Raw genomic sequence first — 16,175 nt, 5'->3', positions numbered from 1 at the left:
CGGGGCAAAAACCAAGGTGGGTTTCATCTCGCCGCACTCGCACAACTTCTGTGAATCCTGCAATCGCGTGCGGATTACCTGCACCGGCGAGTTATACCCGTGCCTGGGACAAAATGACGCGGTGGCCTTATTGCCCTTCTTAAGGGCCAACCCCCATGATGACGAACCGCTGAAGCAGGCCATCGTAAACTCCATGGGGATTAAGCCCAAGGGCCACGACTTCAATGTCTTCCTTCCAACTCCCAAAGTCATAAGATTCATGTCGGTCACGGGAGGCTGAGGGATGCCTCCCTACCGCCCGAAAATCAGTAACGCCAGCCGTCCGCTCACCTTTGCCGTGCGCTCGATGAACGAGCACGGGGAATGGGGTGAAACGCAAATCGCCGGCGAGCATCCCCTGACTTTGTATGTAGACAAGCGGGAAATCGTGACCCTCATGACCTTGGGCGCGAGACCTGAAGCCTTAGCCATCGGCTACTTGCGCAATCAGCGTCTGGTGAACAGTATCCAGGAAATCAAATCGGTGCAAGTGGACTGGGAAGTAGATGCAGTCGCCGTGACTACCCGGCATGGCATTCAGGACCTCGACGGGCGCATGGAAAAACGCACGGTGACCACCGGTTGTGGCCAGGGCACGGTGTTTGGCGAATTGATGGAAGAAATCGACAAACTCAAATTGCCCGCCGATGTTTGCCTCAAGGAAGAGACCTACTATGCGCTGATGGACAATGTGCGCCGCCATGACACAGTCTACAAAGCTGCGGGCGCAGTTCACGGCTGCGCGCTGTGCAAGGGAACCGAAATTCTGATATTCGTCGAAGATGTGGGCAGGCACAACGCGGTGGATGCGATTGCCGGGCAGATGTGGCTTGACCGCATCGAAGGCCGAGACAAGATTTTCTATACCACCGGGCGCCTCACTTCCGAGATGGTAATCAAATGCGCGCAGATGGAAATTCCCTTTCTGGTTTCGCGCTCGGGGCTTACCCAGATGGGTTATGAAATCGCCAAAAAAATCGGCCTCACCATGATCGGCCGCGCCACCGGCAGGCATTACTTGCTGTTCACCGGCGAATCGCGCTTCATCAAATCCAGACAACCCGCACCAGCCTAAGAGATGGGAAAAATCACCGGCGTAGTACTCGCCGGCGGCCAGGGCCGGCGCATGGGAAGCGTGGACAAGGGTTTAACGCTGCTCAAAGGCAAACTTTTTATTGAGTGGGTACTGCAGCGTTTCGCGCCGCAAGTCAATGAAGTATTGATTAACGCCAACCAGAATCTCAAGCAATATGCGCGATTCGGCTACCGCGTGATTCCGGATGAAATCGGCGGCTTTGCCGGCCCCCTCGCCGGGCTGCACCGCGGGCTGATGGAAGCGCGGCACGAATGGATCGCCACCGTCCCCTGCGATTCGCCGTTCCTTCCGCTTGACCTGGTGGAACGCTTGTATTCCGGCTTGAGCAATGCGCAAGCGCAACTCGCGGTAGTCAGGACATTTGATCAACCGCATCCGGTGTTCTGCCTGTGCCGGCGCGATGTGCGTGATCATCTGAGCGCATTCCTTAATGCGGGCGGTCGCAAGATTGACGCCTGGTATGCGACGCTCAAGGTCACGGAAGTTTCATTTGACGACCAGGCGGAAGCTTTCAGCAACATTAACACCCCGCAGGAGTTGCACAGCTTTGAAGCGGGCGCTATTCCCCCCAACCGGAATCAGGTGTAAGCGTGAGTGAAAAGCTGGCAGCGTTCGATGAAACCTATCTCACGGTGCATCAGGTCGCAGAATACCTGCACCTTAACGAAAAGAAAATCTACGCTATGATGCTTAGGCAGTTTTTCCAAACTTGTTCCACAACCAGTGATCCACGCTGAGTTTCCCGGGCCCGCTGAACACCAGCGGCAGGAACATGATGAGATAAATCAGCGGAAGCTTGAAGCCGTTCTGGCACACGTTATAGCCATGGCCCGCGTGCACGCTGGCCCAGGCTACCAGCGTGAGTATCACCAGCGACACGCTGAAAAAGCGGGTGCCCAGCCCGATTATCAGGGCTACAGAGCCGAGGAGCTCGGACCATGTGGAAAGCTGCCAACTCACATCCACCGGCACCAGGTTAAAAGGAAAAGGGAACTTGTCCTGAATGTCGGCAAACCAATTCTCGCCCCTGAATTTCTCCGCTCCGGATTCCCAGAATTCATAAGCCAGCAGCAAGCGCAACCCCAGCTGCGGCAGGAATTCGCCGACTGTGTTTGCGATACCGAGCAATTTGTCGAGCAACGCAAAGATCTGGTTCATTCGACTCTCCTTAAAGATTTAGGGCACGAATCGAAAAATTTCGCTTATTGGTCGCTTCGATACCGCAGGGCTTACATTCCACTCAAGAGTCATTGGGTCGAGGCGGCGCGCGCCGCCGGATCCTGTCGGTAAAACGCAGCAAGCTGTCGGTACACTTGCGGATAAGATCGCTTGAGCAGCGTCGGGGTTTCAAAAAAGACTTCGCTCAGGACGGCAAAGAATTCCGCGGGGTTTTCCGCCGCATAGGGATCTATGGCCGTATCCTCACCCGAATCCACTTGCGCACAGAAATCATCGTAGGCCGCCGAAAACGCTTTAGCCCATTCCTCGCGGCTCATTTCCTGGTGCAAAGGCGGAAAACCGTTGGGCTCGCCATTTAGCATGTCGAGCTTGTGCGCAAATTCGTGTATCACCACGTTGACGCCTTCCCCGCGGCCGTATTCCGCCGCTTCCCAGGACAAAATCACCGGGCCTTGCAGCCACGCTTCACCCTGCATCGGCTCGCGTGTCCGATGCACCACGCCGTTTTCATCAATATATTCGCGTTCGGGCACGAAATCACCGGGGTAAACGATGACTTCGACCCAGCCTTCATAGTAATCGAGGCCGAGATTAAGCACCGGCAGGCAGGCCTGGACAGCAATGACCAGGCGCATTTCATGGTCAAGCTCGAGCCCTGCCGCGCCGCTGATTTGCTTGGTTTTAAGAAAAAGCCGCGCCAACTCGCGCAGACGTTCGCGCTCATCGGCATTGAGCATGCTCAGGAAAGCAAAACGTGAAATCACGCTTTGCCACAACGCCTCGTCCCACGCGGCGGAATTCGCGCGCCGATTCCGGGTCTTGAATCCCCACATCGCGCGTTTTAGCCCGATTCCCCGCCGCTGCGTTTCACATCCAAAAGTTCGGCCGGTTCGTTTTGCTCCAAGTCCACGCCTTCTATCCTCCTGAAACGGTCGCTGATCTTCCTGCTTGAAGTATGCACTTCCTGGGCATCCTCATGCGCCTGACGGATGTGAATGGCAAGGTTTTTCATGCGCTGATCGAAGCGCTCGAAATCAATGCTCAATTTGATGAGCGCTTCCTTTATGACATTCATGTGCTTGCGCATTTCCACGTCCCTCAACACGGCGCGCGCGGTATTGAGCACCGCCATCAGGGTCGTGGGTGAGACGATCCACACGCGCTTTTGCATCGCGTAGTCGACGATATCGGCGTGATAGCCGTGGATTTCGGCAAACACCGCTTCCGCCGGGACAAACATCACCGCGCCATCGGACGTTTCATTGGGAACGATGTATTTGTTGCTGATGTCGTCGACGTGCTTTTTCACGTCGGCCTTGAATTGCCGCTGCGCTTGGGCGCGTTCGATTTCGTTGACACCCGCGGCGAACATGCGATGGTAGTTTTCAAGCGGGAACTTGGAATCCACCGCCACCGGGCCGGTGGGCTCGGGCAGGCGCAGGATGCAATCGACGCGGCTGCCGTTGGAAAGGGTGTGCTGCATCGCATACGCGGAAGGCGGCAGGATGTTGCGCACCAAGGCTTCAAGCTGCACTTCGCCAAAGGCGCCGCGCGAACGCTTGTCACCCAAAAGCTCCTGCAGGCTGACCACATTGCTGGTGAGCCCGTCGATTTTCTTCTGCGCTTCATCTATGGTGGCGAGCCGTGCCATCACATTGGCAAAGGTTTCATTGGTTTTCTTGAAACCTTCGTCGAGACGCTCGCTGACTTTGCCGCTGATTTGCTCCAGGCGCTCATCCACCGTGGCGCGCAGGCGTTCCGAGGTTTGCGCCAGCTTTTCATCGAGCCGGTCGCCCTGGCGCGTCAGGCCCTCATGTAAATCCTTGAGCATGGAGCGGTGCTTGTCTTCCATCAACTGCGCCACTTCGGCCGACAGGTTTTTATTGAGCTGAATCAAAGCGGCGAAACGGACACCCATCCAGACGAGGACAACCAAGATCAATACCGCAACCACGCCGAGCAGAATTTCGCTCATAAACACTCCGCAAGTTGACGCCAGTATAGCTTATCAGCGCCGGCCTCGCCGCCGCTTTGGCACTAACCGAAACCGCGCAAGGTTTGCAATGGAGGCCGCAGCAAAATGGCGCGCAGTTGCGGCCAGCTCGCCAAAGGCACTCCGGCTCCGCCGCCAACCACACCCAGCAGCCACAGCCAGGGATTAAACGCATAAGGAATATTCAAGATTTTCTCGGCGAGTACCAAACCCAGCGCGCTGGAAGCCGCTGCCGCGAGCAAGCCCGCCAAGGCGCCGATGGCGGCGAACTCGGCCAGCTGGGCGCGCAAAACCTGCCCGCGGCTGGCACCCAGAGTGCGCAGCATGCCGGCTTCCAGCAAGCGCTCGTCCTGGGTCGCGACAATGGCGGCATAGAGCACCATCAACCCTGCGAACAAGCCAAATAGGAAAACGAATTCCACCGCCTGTACCACCTGGTCCATGATTTTCTGCACCTGTGCCAGAATCGCTTCGACGTCAATAACCAGAAAATTCGGGAAAGCCTTGACCAAATCGTTTATGATCGGCGCACGCTGCGGGGGCAAATGAAAGCTGGTGATATAGCTGACGGGATAGCTCTCCAGCACGCCGGGAGGCGCGATCACGAAAAAATTCACCCGGAAGCTGTCCCAGTCCACTTTGCGCAAGCTGGTGACCCGGCCCCGGATGGTGGCGCCGGCAATATCGTACGCCAGCGTATCGTCCAGACGGATACCCAGTGTTTCCGCCAAACCCTGCTCCACCGAGAACTGCGATTGGCTGTGCTCTTTTTCGGCCCACCACGCGCCCTCCACGATTTGATTGTCTTCCTGCATCCGCGCCGCCCAGGACAGATTGAATTCGCGTTCGATCAGGCGCTTGGCGCGTTCATCCGGATAATCCGAAGAAGATACGCGCTGGTTGTTGATGGCGGTCAGTCTCCCCCGCACCATGGGAAAAAACCGCGGCACATCGAAACGATGCGAAGCAAAAAACTCCTTGAGCGATGGCAATTGATCCGGTTGGATGTTGACTAAAAAGCGGTTGGGCGCATCCGCGGGCAAACTCGCCCGCCAGCTTTGCAGCAGATCGCCGCGCACCAGCGTCAACAACAACAGAGCCGTCATTCCCGCGCTTAAGCAAACCACTTGGACAACACTGGCCGTGGAGTGGCGTCTTGCGCTGGCCAAGCCATAACGCCAGGTCACGCCCACACCTTGCGGAATAAATGCCAAGGCCTTGATCAATCCAAATCCCGCCAGCGCTGAAACCACGGCACCCAACACCAAGCCTCCCAGCACATACAAGCCCAGTTTCAGCTCATTCGACTGCCACAACAGCAAGCCGGCAATCAACATCAAGCCCAATACATGACCGGCGCCGCCTGAGCCTTTAGACAGGTCCAGTTCGCGCCGCATTACGCGCAAGGCAGGCACCTGGCTTAAGCGTATGAGCGGCGGCAATGCGAAACCCAGCAACAGAACCAAGCCACTGACCAAACCTTGCAGCAACGGCAGCGGGCCGGGCGGAGGCAGGTTCTTTGCAACCAAAACGCCCAACCAATGGGCGAGCAGTTGTTGTGCAATCAATCCAAGCAGGCAACCTGCCAGGCTCGCCGCCAGCCCCAACACCAGAAAATGATAAAAATAAAGCCGCAGCATCGAACCTTGACTGGAACCCAGGCAGCGCAGCATGGCGCAGCCGTCGAGATGGCGCTCGACAAAGCGGCGCGCAGCAAGCGCGATCGCCGCCGCCGCCAGCACCACGCTCATCAGCGCCGCCAGCCCGAGATATTTTTGCGCGCGTTCCAGCGCGGCGCGGATTTCCGGGCGCGCATCCTTCACATCCTGCAGGCGCTCGCCCGATGCCAGCCGCGGTTCCGACCATTGGCGAAAAGCGGAAATCCGCTCCGGCTCGCCAGCAAAAAGCCAATAATAATTGACACGGCTGCCGGTCTGGACGAGGCCGGTGGCGGATACATCATCCTGATTCATGATGAGCCGCGGGGCGATGTTGAAAAAGCCCACCGCATAATCCGGCTCTTCGGTCACCACAGCCGCCACCTTAAATCGCGCGGCGCCGAGCTCCACGCTATCCCCCAGCTTGAGGCCGAGGCGAACCAACAGACGCTGGTCGGCCCAGACCGTCTCTGGTTTTGGAGCAGCGTTAACCGTGCTGCCGGGTTTATCGGTTTCGGTGGCGATGCGCAATTCGCCGCGCAAGGGATAGCCTTCCGCGACCGCCTTGATTTCGGTAAGCTGCCCGCTCTCCGCGTTTTGCACCATGCTGGGAAACTTAAGCACGCGCGTGACTTGCAGGCCGCGGCGGCGCGCTTCGTCGGCGAATTCCTCGCGCCAGCTGCGATCGGAAGCGAGCACCAAATCCGCGCCAAGCAGCTGGTTGGCTTCCTGATCCAGCGCCTGACCCACACGGTCAATGAAAAAAGCGACAGCGGTCACACTGCCCACCGCAATCACCATGGCCGCGGCCAGCACGCGCAACTCGCCCGAGCGCCAGTCGCGCGCCAGCATGCGCAGCGAGAGCGTGAGCAAATTCATGGCGCAAGCCGCCCCGCCGCGAGATGCAGCAAGCGGCCGCAGCGTTTCGACAAGGCTTCATCGTGAGTGACCAGCAGCAGGGTCGCGTCCTGCTCTCGGTTCAATTCAAACAGGAGCTCGATGATTTGCTCGCCGGTCACGCTGTCGAGATTGCCCGTCGGCTCGTCCGCCAACAGCAATTTGGGCCTGCCGGTAAAAGCGCGGGCCAGCGCCACGCGCTGCTGTTCGCCGCCGGAAAGCTGCCTGGGATAATGGTGCGGCCGCTGCCCCAGCCCCACGCGGTCGAGCAAGCGCAACGCCTGCGCGCGCGCATCTTTCATCTCCGCCAACTCCAGCGGCAACATCACGTTCTCCAGCGCGGTAAGCGCCGGCAACAACTGAAAAGACTGAAACACGAAGCCGACGAATCCGGCGCGCATGGCGGCGCGCCCGTCTTCATCGAGCGCAAATAAATCCACGCCGTTCAACTTCACGGTGCCGGAACTCGGCGTATCCAGCCCCGCGAGCAATCCCAGTAAAGTGGATTTCCCCGAGCCCGAAGCGCCGAGTATCGCCACCGCTTCGCCCGCTGCGATGCGGAAACTCACTTTATCCAGTATGGTCAAATCGGCTGCGCCGTTGCGCACTTGCTTGGTAAGTGCGATTGCCTGCACAATCGGTTCCATGCGTTTTTCCGTCATCGTCACCCGCGTCTTTGCTGTTTTCTGGCTAGGGTTGCCGCTTCACGCCGCTGGCGCAACCCTCATGGTATTTGGCGACAGCCTGTCTTCGGGTTATGGCCTGTCGCAAGACGCCGGCTGGGTGAGCCTGCTTAAACAACGCTTGCAACAAGAGCATCCGGAATACCAGGTCATTAATGCCAGCATCACCGGCGAAACCACGCGCGGCGGTTTAAGCCGCATCGAGAACAGCCTGAAAACCCATCAGCCGTCCATCGTCATACTTGAATTGGGCGGCAACGACGGATTGCGCGGACAGCGCATCGAAACCGCGCGCGATAATCTGGAAGCCATCATCAAAGCCTGCAAGCAGCGCCGCGCCGAGGTGCTGCTCATCGGCATGCGCCTGCCGCCGAATTACGGACCCGCTTACACCCAAAAGTTTCAGAGCATTTATCCCGAGCTCGCCAAACACCAGCGGGTGGCGCTGATGCCGTTCATGCTGGAAGGTTTTTCCGATAATCCCGCCCTGTTCCAGCCTGACGGCATCCATCCGGCGGCCGCCGCGCAACCGCTCATCCTCGACAAGGTGTGGAAACATCTGCGCCCGCTGCTGCACTGAAAGACCGGACAAAATATGCTATATTTATCTCCGCAGACAACCCAAACCCTATCGCAGGCTTAATCACGGCGAATGAAAAAACACATGGGAGAGAACAAATCCAAACTGCCGATCTACGAAGTCGAGTTTATTCCTCTGGAAAGAAGGCTGGCAAGCCGGCGCAAGCAGAATAAACCCGTGGCAGTGGAGCAGCGCAAGGGGTCTTCGCGCAGAGGGCCTGAAGGCGCAAGCCCTTCTAGCAAGGAGAAATAAGCCGGCGCGCCTCAGCGCACCGTGACTTTGGCCGCACCCTGGGTCATGCGGCCGATTTTGGCGGCATACCGAAACCCCTGTTTGTGGAACAGCTCCAGCACCTTCTCCACAGCTTCCTCGCTGCAAGCGACAAGCAGGCCGCCGCTGGTTTGCGGATCGCATAGCAGGTTCTTCTGCCATTTCGGCATCGCTTCAGGCAAAATCACTTCTTTTCCATACCCGGCCCAATTGCGGCCAATCGCGCCCGGACCGAAACCCTGTTTGGCGAGTTCCAATGCCTCCGGCAATACCGGCAACCGAGCAAAATCAATTTCGGCGCCAAGCCCGGCGCCGCGGCACATTTCCAGCAAATGCCCGAGCAAACCAAAACCAGAGACATCGGTGAGCGCGTGTACTCCCGGCATCTCCGCCAGCCCCGCACCTGCGGTATTGAGCTGGATCGTGCTCTCCAGCATTTGCCGGTAACCCTCCACGGAAAGTTTCCCTTTTTTCAGCGCGGCGCTGAGGATGCCGATGCCCAGCGCCTTGCCGAGTATCAAGGCGCCGCCCGCCCGCGCAGTGTCGTTGCGCTTCAGTTTATCGGGAGTCACCAGACCCAAACCGACCAGCCCGTAAATCGGTTCGGGCGAATCGATCGAATGCCCTCCGGCGATGGGAATGCCGGCTTGGGTGCACACCGCTTCGCCGCCGGCGAGAATGCGCTGAATGACGGCCACCGGGAGCTTGTCTATCGGCATGCCGACGATGGCGAGCGCCAGGATCGGCCGGCCTCCCATCGCATAAATGTCCGACAGCGCATTGGCCGCGGCGATGCGGCCAAAGTCGTAGGGGTCATCGACGATGGGCATGAAGAAATCGGTGGTGGCGATCAGCGCCTGCTTCTCATTCAGCCGATAAATGGCCGCGTCGTCGCTCGATTCGGTGCCGACCAGCAAATTCGGCCAGGTCTTGCCGATTGCCGACTGCGACAGGATTTCGCTCAACACCGCCGGCGCGATTTTGCATCCACAGCCGCCGCCGTGAGAGAATTGAGTCAATTTTATTCGACCCAAGTCAATTATCTGATTCATTGAAAATGCATCCTTACCCGCCTCGTGACGTGGTTAACGTAGCACAGTTGCGCGACTTTGACGAATTGATAGACGTGCGCTCGCCCCAAGAGTTCAACGAAGACCACATTCCTGGCGCCATCAATTGCCCGGTGCTCGACGACGGGGAAAGAGCGCGCATCGGCTCCCTTTACAAGCAGGTATCCAGCTTTCAAGCGAAAAAAACCGGCGCCGTGCTGATTGCACGCAACATCGCCCGCCATATTGAAACGCTGTTCCTCGGCAAGGACCAAGGCTGGCGGCCGCTGGTTTACTGCTGGCGCGGTGGCAAGCGCAGCGAAGCCATGCTGCATGTGCTCAAGCAAATCGGCTGGAATGCCGCGCGGCTGGAAGGCGGCTACAAATCCTATCGGACAGCAGTGATTGCCGGGCTGGAAGAACTGCCCCAACGTTTCGGCTTTCGCGTCATCTGCGGCCCGACCGGCTCCGGCAAAAGCCGCTTGTTACAGGCGCTAGAGGAACTCGGCGCACCAGTTCTGGATTTGGAAAAACTCGCCGCGCATCGCGGCTCGGTGCTGGGCGCACTGCCCGATGCTCCGCAGCCCACGCAAAAAATGTTCGAAAGCCTGATCTGGCGGCAACTGCAGCGCTTCGACCCAAAACGCCCGGTGTACGTCGAGGCGGAGAGCAAGAAAATCGGCAACGTGCGCGTGCCGGACCGGCTGCTTGAAGCCATGTGGAACAGCCCCTGCATCCGGCTCGAGGCCGATGCCGCGTTGCGCGCAACTTTATTGAAAAAAGAGTATCAGCACTTTCTGGAAGACCCCGCCGTGCTCCACCAGAAGCTGGGATTCCTCACCGCGCGCTATGGCCATGAAGTGATCCGGCGCTGGAAAGGATACTCCGCCAACCGCCAATGGGACGAACTGGTGCTGGAATTGCTCGAGCAGCACTACGACCCCGCTTATGGCAAATCCACGGTCAAGCATTACGCGCTTTACCAGGACGCGTTGGCGGTGCGCGTGAATGGCCCGGATGACGCGGAAATGCGTCTGCTTGCACAAACCCTCCTGTCCGGAGAAAATCCGAAAACAAAATGAAACTCGCGCTCAAGGTGGACGTGAGAACCATGCGCGGCACCCGCACCGGCGTGCCGCGCCTTATGGAGCTGCTGCAAAAGCACAACGCGCAGGCCAGCTTTTTCTTCAACCTGGGCCCCGACCGCAGCCTCTTTCCAGGCGCGGAAGTCGGCAGGCGATACGCCGAGACGCTGCGCCGGACGCGCGCCGCCGGCTTTGAAGTAGGCATTCATGCCTACAACAGCAAGCTATGGAAAAGCAAAGCCGCCCGGGCCGATGCGGCATGGACATTGAATCAAATGCAACTTGCCTGCGAGCGTTTCGACGAGATTTTCAAGGACGCCCCCCGCATCCACGGTGCACCGGGCTGGCAGATGAGCCTGTATGCTTTCCGGCTCACCCAGCGCCTGGGCTTTGATTACGGGAGCGACACCCGCGGCACCTGCCCTTTCGTCCCCATTTACCGCGGTGAAATCATCGCCTGTCCGCAGCTTCCCACCACCCTGCCAACACTCGATGAAGCGATTGCCAGCGCAAGCATGGAAGGCGCGGCCGAACATCTCCTGAAGCTCAGCGAGAATCCACCTGCCACCGGCCATCTTTACACCTTGCGCGCCGAACGCGAAGGCAGAAAACTCGCACCGCTGTTCGAGCGCCTCATCGAAAGTTGGCGCGCTCAAGGCTACGAGCTCACCTCAACGCGTACGCTGTTTGAAACGCTGGAAACCAAGAGCCTGCCGCGGCACGAAGTGGCCCTCGGCACCTTGCACGGTTTGCGCGAACCGCTCATGCTGCAAGCCAAGGAATTTCTTGCCGCTTGAGTTTTTCGGCAATCGTGTTATAAACTGCAAAACGTTAATGCTCAATCAACCCTTCCCTGATTTTGAGCTCCCTGCAACCGGGAATAAGTTTTTTCGCCTCTCCGCTCTCAAGGGCAAGCTTCTCGTCATCTATTTTGATCCCAAGGACAATACGCCAGGCTGCACCAGCGAAAGCCCGCAGTTCCGCGATCTTTATCATGGAAAGCCTGCAAGCTGTTCCATGCGCAGGAAGTCTTGAAGTATGTGCAAACCCTGAAATAATCATCTAACGGAAAAAACTACATGATCCAGAGAAAAGCCGCTTCTGTTGTCACCCGCCTGCACGCCAAAACCAAGCTGTTCGTGCTCGATACCAACGTCCTGATGCACGATCCGACCAGTCTGTTCCGCTTCCAGGAACACGATATTTACCTCCCCATGGCTACCCTCGAGGAGCTCGACAATAACAAGAAGGGCATGTCCGAGGTTTCGCGCAACGCACGCCAGGCGAGCCGCTTCCTCGATGAAATCGTGAGCGACGCCTCCATCAACATGGACGAGGGCATTTCACTCGAAACGCACGGCGGCAAGGACGCGACGGGCCGCCTGTTCCTGCAAACCAAGGCCATCAACGGTGACTTGCCTGCGCATCTGCCCCGCGGCAACAGCGACAACCAGGTCATCGGCGTAGTGAAGCATCTGCATGAAACCCATTCCGGCCGCCAGGTGATTCTGGTCAGCAAAGACATCAACATGCGGATCAAGGCGCGGGCGCTGGGTTTTGCCGCCGAGGATTATTTCAACGACAAGGTTCTCGAAGACACCGACCTCCTTTACACCGGCTTCCAGGAATTGCCGGAGGATTTCTGGGACAAGCACGGACGCGAAATGGAATCCTGGCAGCAGGCCGGCCACACCTTCTACCGCGTGCGCGGGCCGCTGTGCCCGGACCTTCTGGTCAATGAATTTGTATACCGTGAAATCGACAAGCCGCTTTATGCGCGGGTCAAGGAGCAAAGCGGAAAGACTGCGACTCTGGAAACGCTGAAAGACTATGCGCACCAGAAAAACAATGTCTGGGGCATCACCGCGCGCAACCGCGAGCAGAACTTCGCGCTGAACCTGTTAATGAACCCCGACATCGATTTTATCACCCTGCTGGGCCAGGCCGGCACCGGTAAAACGCTGCTCACTTTGGCCGCCGGCTTGATGCAAGCCCTGGAGCATAAGGTTTATACTGAGATCATCATGACCCGGGTCACCGTGCCGGTGGGCGAGGATATTGGCTTTCTCCCCGGCACCGAAGAGGAGAAAATGACGCCGTGGATGGGAGCACTGGAGGACAATCTGGACGTGCTCAACAAGACCGACGACGAGGCGGGGGAATGGGGACGGGCGGCCACGCGGGACTTGATTCGCTCGCGCATCAAGGTAAAATCACTTAATTTCATGCGCGGCCGCACCTTCATCAACAAATTTTTGATTATCGACGAAGCGCAGAACCTGACACCGAAACAGATGAAAACGCTGATTACCCGCGCCGGACCCGGAACCAAGGTGGTGTGCCTCGGCAACATCGCGCAAATCGACACGCCCTACCTGACCGAAGGCAGCTCGGGTTTGACTTATGTAGTTGACCGTTTCAAGGGCTGGTCGCACAGCGGGCACGTCACGCTGCAGCGCGGAGAGCGCTCGCGATTGGCCGATTACGCAGCGGGGATATTATGATGAAAAATTTTGCCATGAAGTTGCACCTTGCACTCTGCGGCGCGGTTTTGTTGCTCGCGGCGGCGAGTGCCTATGCAGTCGTCACCATCGGCAATATCTCGGTGCAGTCTTTCCGCGACGAAACCCTTGAAGCCTATATCGAACTGCAGACCGACGCTGGCGAAACCATTACCCTGCAATGCCTGTCGCTCGGTAAACCCGACACCGAGGCCGGCAACAACCTTTCCTATTTGATCGACGCCAGCGTCTCGCTCAACGCGCGCGACGGCAGGCAGACCGTCGGCATCACCACCACCCAGCCCATCGGCGGCGACGGTTTTAACCTGCTCTTGAAAATCCAATGCCCGGGTCAACTGCAAATTTCGCGCGACTTCTCCGTGCTGCTCGGCACGCGCATCGGCAACGTTCTGGCCCTCCCCGAGCAACCGCAGCCTGCGCCCCCGCCAACCGCACTCGGGGAAGCTCGCCTGCCCGGCCCGCTGCCTGAAAGCGGCGGATTTTACTGGGACATCCGGTCCGGCGAGACGCCGGCATCCATTGCGCAAAAGATTTACCCCAAGGAACCGCTTTACCAGAAAAAAATGGTGCGCGCGATCATACTCGCCAACCCCCAGGCGTTTCCCGACGGCCAATTGCAGGAGCTCTCCATCGGCACCGTTATCATTATTCCCGATTTGCGCAGCGTGCCCGCGGTGAAAGTCCCGGGGGAGGGGGGTGGCGCCGAGAAAAGCAAATCACTGCGCAAGTCCAAGCCGCCTCCGGCTTCCCAAAACGAGCCGCCCGGTCCCGGTAAAAATGCAGCAGGCAAACCCCCACCGTTGGCTTGCGGCTCGCAATACTTCCTCAAAATCTCCTGGCAGCTCGCTTCGTTTCCCTTCTCCGGCTTTTCTGAAAAACCCCACCCGCTCACTCGTTCCGCTCCCGAAATACAAAATTCTTACATCGCCAAAGTAACCGAGCTGGGACAAAGGCTCGCACGCCTCGACTCAGGGCTGGAAGAAATGCGATTAAGACTGGCGACGGCGTCCTCGCAAGCCGGCCAAGTGAAGCAGGCGCTTGCGCAGATGGAGAAAACTACCGTCGCAGTCAATACCACGCCGGCGCCGGCTCAGAAAGCTGAAGCGCGTAGCAATAATGCATACGACATAATGCCCTGGCTTGCTGCTGGAGCGGTGGGGTTCGGCGCGCTGCTGATGGGCCTGGGTGCAGTGCATTATTACCGCAAAAAATCCAGGTCCATCACGTCCGCCTCCACCGAGAAATTGGATGCAGGAATCGAGGAAGACATGCCCCACTCCGCGCCTCCTTCCGCCGATCATTACGTGTTGGAAGAGTCCTCTCAGCACCGGCCGAATATGGACTTGCTGCTGGAAAGTGCGGGTGGACAAGCCGGCGTGGCCGACGAGCAGGTGGACGTGGAATTACTGTTTGACCCGACCAAGTCGCTGGTGGACGATGTGGACCGCCTGGTCGCGCTGGGCCGGCCTAAAAGCGCTATCAGCCTGCTGCTCGATCAGATCAACAAGTACAAGAACGACCGGCATTCGTGGCTCAGGCTGCTCATGCTTTTGCACGTCGAGGGAATGAGCAGCGAATTCGACAAGGCCGAAAGGGAGTTCAAGTCGATTTTTCGCGATGAGGTGTCAGCGCAGGCCGTCACCGCCATCACGCGCAAGAATGAATCTGCGTCCTAGTAACTGGAACCGGTGGACGCGTAATTCTCGAAGCGCGTGTATTCGGGCAGGAAAGTCAACGGCACGGTGCCAATTGGACCATTGCGTTGCTTGCCGATGATAATTTCCGCCATCCCTTTCTCTTTGGTTGTTTCCGGATTGTAGACTTCATCGCGGTAAATAAAGAGTATCAGGTCGGCATCCTGCTCAATCGCGCCGGATTCGCGCAGGTCCGACATGATGGGGCGCTTGTTCGGCCGCAGCTCCAGCCCACGGTTAAGCTGCGAAAGCGCGACCACTGGCACGTTCAATTCTTTCGCCAGTGCTTTCAGTGAACGTGAAATCTGCGAAATTTCAGTGGCGCGGTTTTCCCCTTCGCCGCTCGCCGACATGAGCTGCAGGTAATCAACCACGATGAGTCCAAGTCCGCCGCACTGGCGGCGCAGCCGGCGCGCCCGCGCCTGCACCTGCGGGGCGGTAAGCGCACCGCTCTCGTCTATAAATATCGCAGCTTCATTGAGCTTGCCCACGGCGTGGGTGAGCTTCTGCCAGTCCTCGTCCTGCAGTTTTCCGGTGCGTACCTTGTGCTGGTCGAGACGACCGACTGAACCCATCATGCGCATCACCACTTGCGCGCCCGACATTTCCATGCTGAACACCGCGACCGGCAGGCGCAGATCAACTCCGACATGCTCGGTGATGTTAAGCGCGAGTGAGGTCTTGCCCATGCTTGGGCGCCCGGCAATGACGATGAGATCACCCGGCTGCAAGCCGGAAGTCTTCTCGTCGAGGTCGGCAAAGCCGGTCGGAATGCCGGTGATACCGCTGGGATCGTTACGGTTGTAGAGCGTGTCAATCCGTTCCACCACTTGGGTGAGGAGCGGCTGGATTTCGGCAAAACCAATCTGCCCGCGCGCGCCCGCTTCCGCAATCTGGAACACTTTCGCTTCCGATTCGTTGAGCAAATCGGTGGCTTCGCGCCCTAAAGGATTGTAGGCGCTCTCAGTAATCTCGGTGCCTACGGCAGCGAGCTTACGCAAGATAGCCCGGTCGCGCACGATTTCGGCGTAGCGGCGGATGTTGGCGGCGGAGGGCGTATTCTGCGCCAGCGCTTCGACGTACTCGTGCCCGCCGGCGTCGGCAAGCTCCGCGCTGTTTTCCAGCGAATCGGCAACGGTCAGCGCGTCGGCCGGTTTGTTGTTCTGAATCAGTTTGGAAATGTGCCGGTAAATCAGCCGGTGGTCATGGCGGTAAAAATCGGCCTCGACGATGAGATCCGCCACCTTGTCCAGCGCCTCGTTATCCAGGAGTAGTCCGCCCAGCACCGATTGTTCCGCATCAATCGAATGCGGCGGCAGCTTGATGACATCCACTTGCTCATCGTGCACTGCCTGGGAAACGACCTGGATCATGACTTAATGTTTATGTTGAGGTAAGTTATATAATATATTGTTTTATAATTATATTAT

General features: G+C 58.2%; 16 protein-coding genes and 1 pseudogene. 10 read left to right on the top strand and 7 right to left on the bottom strand.

The window, feature by feature from the left end:
* From VHE58_02110 to mobA, 3 genes are all read left to right on the top strand, one after another.
* On the top strand, window positions 1–280 hold a 280-nt coding region (locus VHE58_02110), incomplete at its 5' end, for a hypothetical protein (GenBank protein HVS26086.1).
* 3 nt (window positions 281–283) lie between these two features.
* Window positions 284–1,114 (top strand): formate dehydrogenase accessory sulfurtransferase FdhD, encoded by an 831-nt coding sequence (locus VHE58_02105; protein HVS26085.1) that lies wholly within the window; start codon window positions 284–286, stop codon window positions 1,112–1,114.
* 3 nt (window positions 1,115–1,117) lie between these two features.
* A complete protein-coding gene (gene mobA, locus VHE58_02100) occupies window positions 1,118–1,723 on the top strand; it encodes a molybdenum cofactor guanylyltransferase MobA (GenBank protein HVS26084.1) in 606 nt (201 codons plus the stop codon).
* Between the two features lie 102 nt (window positions 1,724–1,825).
* On the opposite strand, the gene VHE58_02095 is transcribed toward mobA, so the two are convergent.
* The 5 genes from VHE58_02095 to VHE58_02075 all read right to left on the bottom strand — a co-directional run bounded on the left by VHE58_02095 (window position 1,826) and on the right by VHE58_02075 (window position 7,509).
* The gene (locus VHE58_02095; protein ID HVS26083.1) at window positions 1,826–2,293 is read right to left on the bottom strand and encodes a DoxX family protein; all 468 of its coding nucleotides are present in this window, start codon (window positions 2,291–2,293) and stop codon (window positions 1,826–1,828) included.
* Window positions 2,294–2,382: 89 nt separating this feature from the next.
* Window positions 2,383–3,147 carry a M90 family metallopeptidase gene (locus VHE58_02090; GenBank protein ID HVS26082.1) on the bottom strand — a complete coding sequence of 255 codons (765 nt, stop codon included), beginning with the start codon at window positions 3,145–3,147 and terminating at the stop codon, window positions 2,383–2,385.
* Between the two features lie 8 nt (window positions 3,148–3,155).
* A complete protein-coding gene (locus tag VHE58_02085) occupies window positions 3,156–4,289 on the bottom strand; it encodes a DNA recombination protein RmuC (GenBank protein HVS26081.1) in 1,134 nt (377 codons plus the stop codon).
* Window positions 4,290–4,351: 62 nt separating this feature from the next.
* The gene (locus tag VHE58_02080) at window positions 4,352–6,844 is read right to left on the bottom strand and encodes an FtsX-like permease family protein (protein HVS26080.1); all 2,493 of its coding nucleotides are present in this window, start codon (window positions 6,842–6,844) and stop codon (window positions 4,352–4,354) included.
* Window positions 6,841–7,509 (bottom strand): ABC transporter ATP-binding protein, encoded by a 669-nt coding sequence (locus VHE58_02075; GenBank protein ID HVS26079.1) that lies wholly within the window; start codon window positions 7,507–7,509, stop codon window positions 6,841–6,843. The genes VHE58_02080 and VHE58_02075 overlap by 4 nt, the downstream gene beginning before the upstream one ends.
* Between VHE58_02075 and VHE58_02070 the strand changes: the two genes are divergently transcribed.
* The gene (locus tag VHE58_02070; GenBank protein HVS26078.1) at window positions 7,508–8,125 is read left to right on the top strand and encodes an arylesterase; all 618 of its coding nucleotides are present in this window, start codon (window positions 7,508–7,510) and stop codon (window positions 8,123–8,125) included. The genes VHE58_02075 and VHE58_02070 overlap by 2 nt on opposite strands.
* Window positions 8,126–8,197: 72 nt before the next feature.
* Complete coding sequence (locus VHE58_02065; protein HVS26077.1) at window positions 8,198–8,377, top strand: hypothetical protein; 180 nt, start codon at window positions 8,198–8,200, stop codon at window positions 8,375–8,377.
* 11 nt (window positions 8,378–8,388) lie between these two features.
* On the opposite strand, the gene selD is transcribed toward VHE58_02065, so the two are convergent.
* Window positions 8,389–9,447: a selenide, water dikinase SelD gene (gene selD, locus VHE58_02060; GenBank protein HVS26076.1), complete on the bottom strand. Its 1,059-nt coding sequence runs from the start codon at window positions 9,445–9,447 to the stop codon at window positions 8,389–8,391.
* A gap of 5 nt (window positions 9,448–9,452) precedes the next feature.
* On the opposite strand from selD, the gene mnmH reads away from it, so the two are divergent.
* From mnmH to VHE58_02035, 5 genes and pseudogenes are all read left to right on the top strand, one after another.
* Window positions 9,453–10,526 (top strand): tRNA 2-selenouridine(34) synthase MnmH, encoded by a 1,074-nt coding sequence (gene mnmH / locus VHE58_02055; protein ID HVS26075.1) that lies wholly within the window; start codon window positions 9,453–9,455, stop codon window positions 10,524–10,526.
* Window positions 10,523–11,326 (top strand): polysaccharide deacetylase family protein, encoded by an 804-nt coding sequence (locus VHE58_02050; GenBank protein ID HVS26074.1) that lies wholly within the window; start codon window positions 10,523–10,525, stop codon window positions 11,324–11,326. Before mnmH ends, VHE58_02050 begins: the two co-directional genes overlap by 4 nt.
* A gap of 37 nt (window positions 11,327–11,363) precedes the next feature.
* A pseudogene (locus VHE58_02045) lies at window positions 11,364–11,522 on the top strand (redoxin domain-containing protein).
* Between the two features lie 86 nt (window positions 11,523–11,608).
* Window positions 11,609–13,033, top strand: a complete 1,425-nt coding sequence (locus VHE58_02040) for a PhoH family protein (protein HVS26073.1) — start codon at window positions 11,609–11,611, stop codon at window positions 13,031–13,033.
* Entirely contained in the window at window positions 13,030–14,727 is a 1,698-nt protein-coding gene (locus tag VHE58_02035) for a hypothetical protein (protein HVS26072.1), read from the top strand. The genes VHE58_02040 and VHE58_02035 overlap by 4 nt, the downstream gene beginning before the upstream one ends.
* Here VHE58_02035 and dnaB read toward each other — a convergent pair.
* Window positions 14,724–16,118, bottom strand: coding sequence for a replicative DNA helicase (dnaB, locus tag VHE58_02030; protein HVS26071.1), 1,395 nt, complete (start codon window positions 16,116–16,118; stop codon window positions 14,724–14,726). The genes VHE58_02035 and dnaB overlap by 4 nt on opposite strands.
* Between the last annotated feature and the right edge of the window lie 57 nt (window positions 16,119–16,175).

Source organism: Burkholderiales bacterium, assembly GCA_035543335.1.
Classification (GTDB): Bacteria; Pseudomonadota; Gammaproteobacteria; order Burkholderiales; family JAHFRG01; genus JAHFRG01.
Note: the sequence above shows the minus strand (reverse complement) of the source record. Positions and strands in the feature narration are given on the sequence as shown.

Excerpts from the sequence above, each read along its gene's own strand:
- VHE58_02105 (HVS26085.1), top strand. The coding sequence starts at position 284 with ATGCCTCCCTACCGCCCGAAAATCAGTAACGCCAGCCGTCCGCTCACC.
- mobA (HVS26084.1), top strand. The coding sequence starts at position 1,118 with ATGGGAAAAATCACCGGCGTAGTACTCGCCGGCGGCCAGGGCCGGCGC.
- VHE58_02095 (HVS26083.1), bottom strand. The coding sequence starts at position 2,293 with ATGAACCAGATCTTTGCGTTGCTCGACAAATTGCTCGGTATCGCAAAC.
- VHE58_02090 (HVS26082.1), bottom strand. The coding sequence starts at position 3,147 with ATGTGGGGATTCAAGACCCGGAATCGGCGCGCGAATTCCGCCGCGTGG.
- VHE58_02085 (HVS26081.1), bottom strand. The coding sequence starts at position 4,289 with ATGAGCGAAATTCTGCTCGGCGTGGTTGCGGTATTGATCTTGGTTGTC.
- VHE58_02080 (HVS26080.1), bottom strand. The coding sequence starts at position 6,844 with ATGAATTTGCTCACGCTCTCGCTGCGCATGCTGGCGCGCGACTGGCGC.
- VHE58_02070 (HVS26078.1), top strand. The coding sequence starts at position 7,508 with ATGCGTTTTTCCGTCATCGTCACCCGCGTCTTTGCTGTTTTCTGGCTA.
- VHE58_02075 (HVS26079.1), bottom strand. The coding sequence starts at position 7,509 with ATGGAACCGATTGTGCAGGCAATCGCACTTACCAAGCAAGTGCGCAAC.
- VHE58_02065 (HVS26077.1), top strand. The coding sequence starts at position 8,198 with ATGAAAAAACACATGGGAGAGAACAAATCCAAACTGCCGATCTACGAA.
- selD (HVS26076.1), bottom strand. The coding sequence starts at position 9,447 with ATGAATCAGATAATTGACTTGGGTCGAATAAAATTGACTCAATTCTCT.
- mnmH (HVS26075.1), top strand. The coding sequence starts at position 9,453 with ATGCATCCTTACCCGCCTCGTGACGTGGTTAACGTAGCACAGTTGCGC.
- VHE58_02050 (HVS26074.1), top strand. The coding sequence starts at position 10,523 with ATGAAACTCGCGCTCAAGGTGGACGTGAGAACCATGCGCGGCACCCGC.
- VHE58_02040 (HVS26073.1), top strand. The coding sequence starts at position 11,609 with ATGATCCAGAGAAAAGCCGCTTCTGTTGTCACCCGCCTGCACGCCAAA.
- VHE58_02035 (HVS26072.1), top strand. The coding sequence starts at position 13,030 with ATGATGAAAAATTTTGCCATGAAGTTGCACCTTGCACTCTGCGGCGCG.
- dnaB (HVS26071.1), bottom strand. The coding sequence starts at position 16,118 with ATGATCCAGGTCGTTTCCCAGGCAGTGCACGATGAGCAAGTGGATGTC.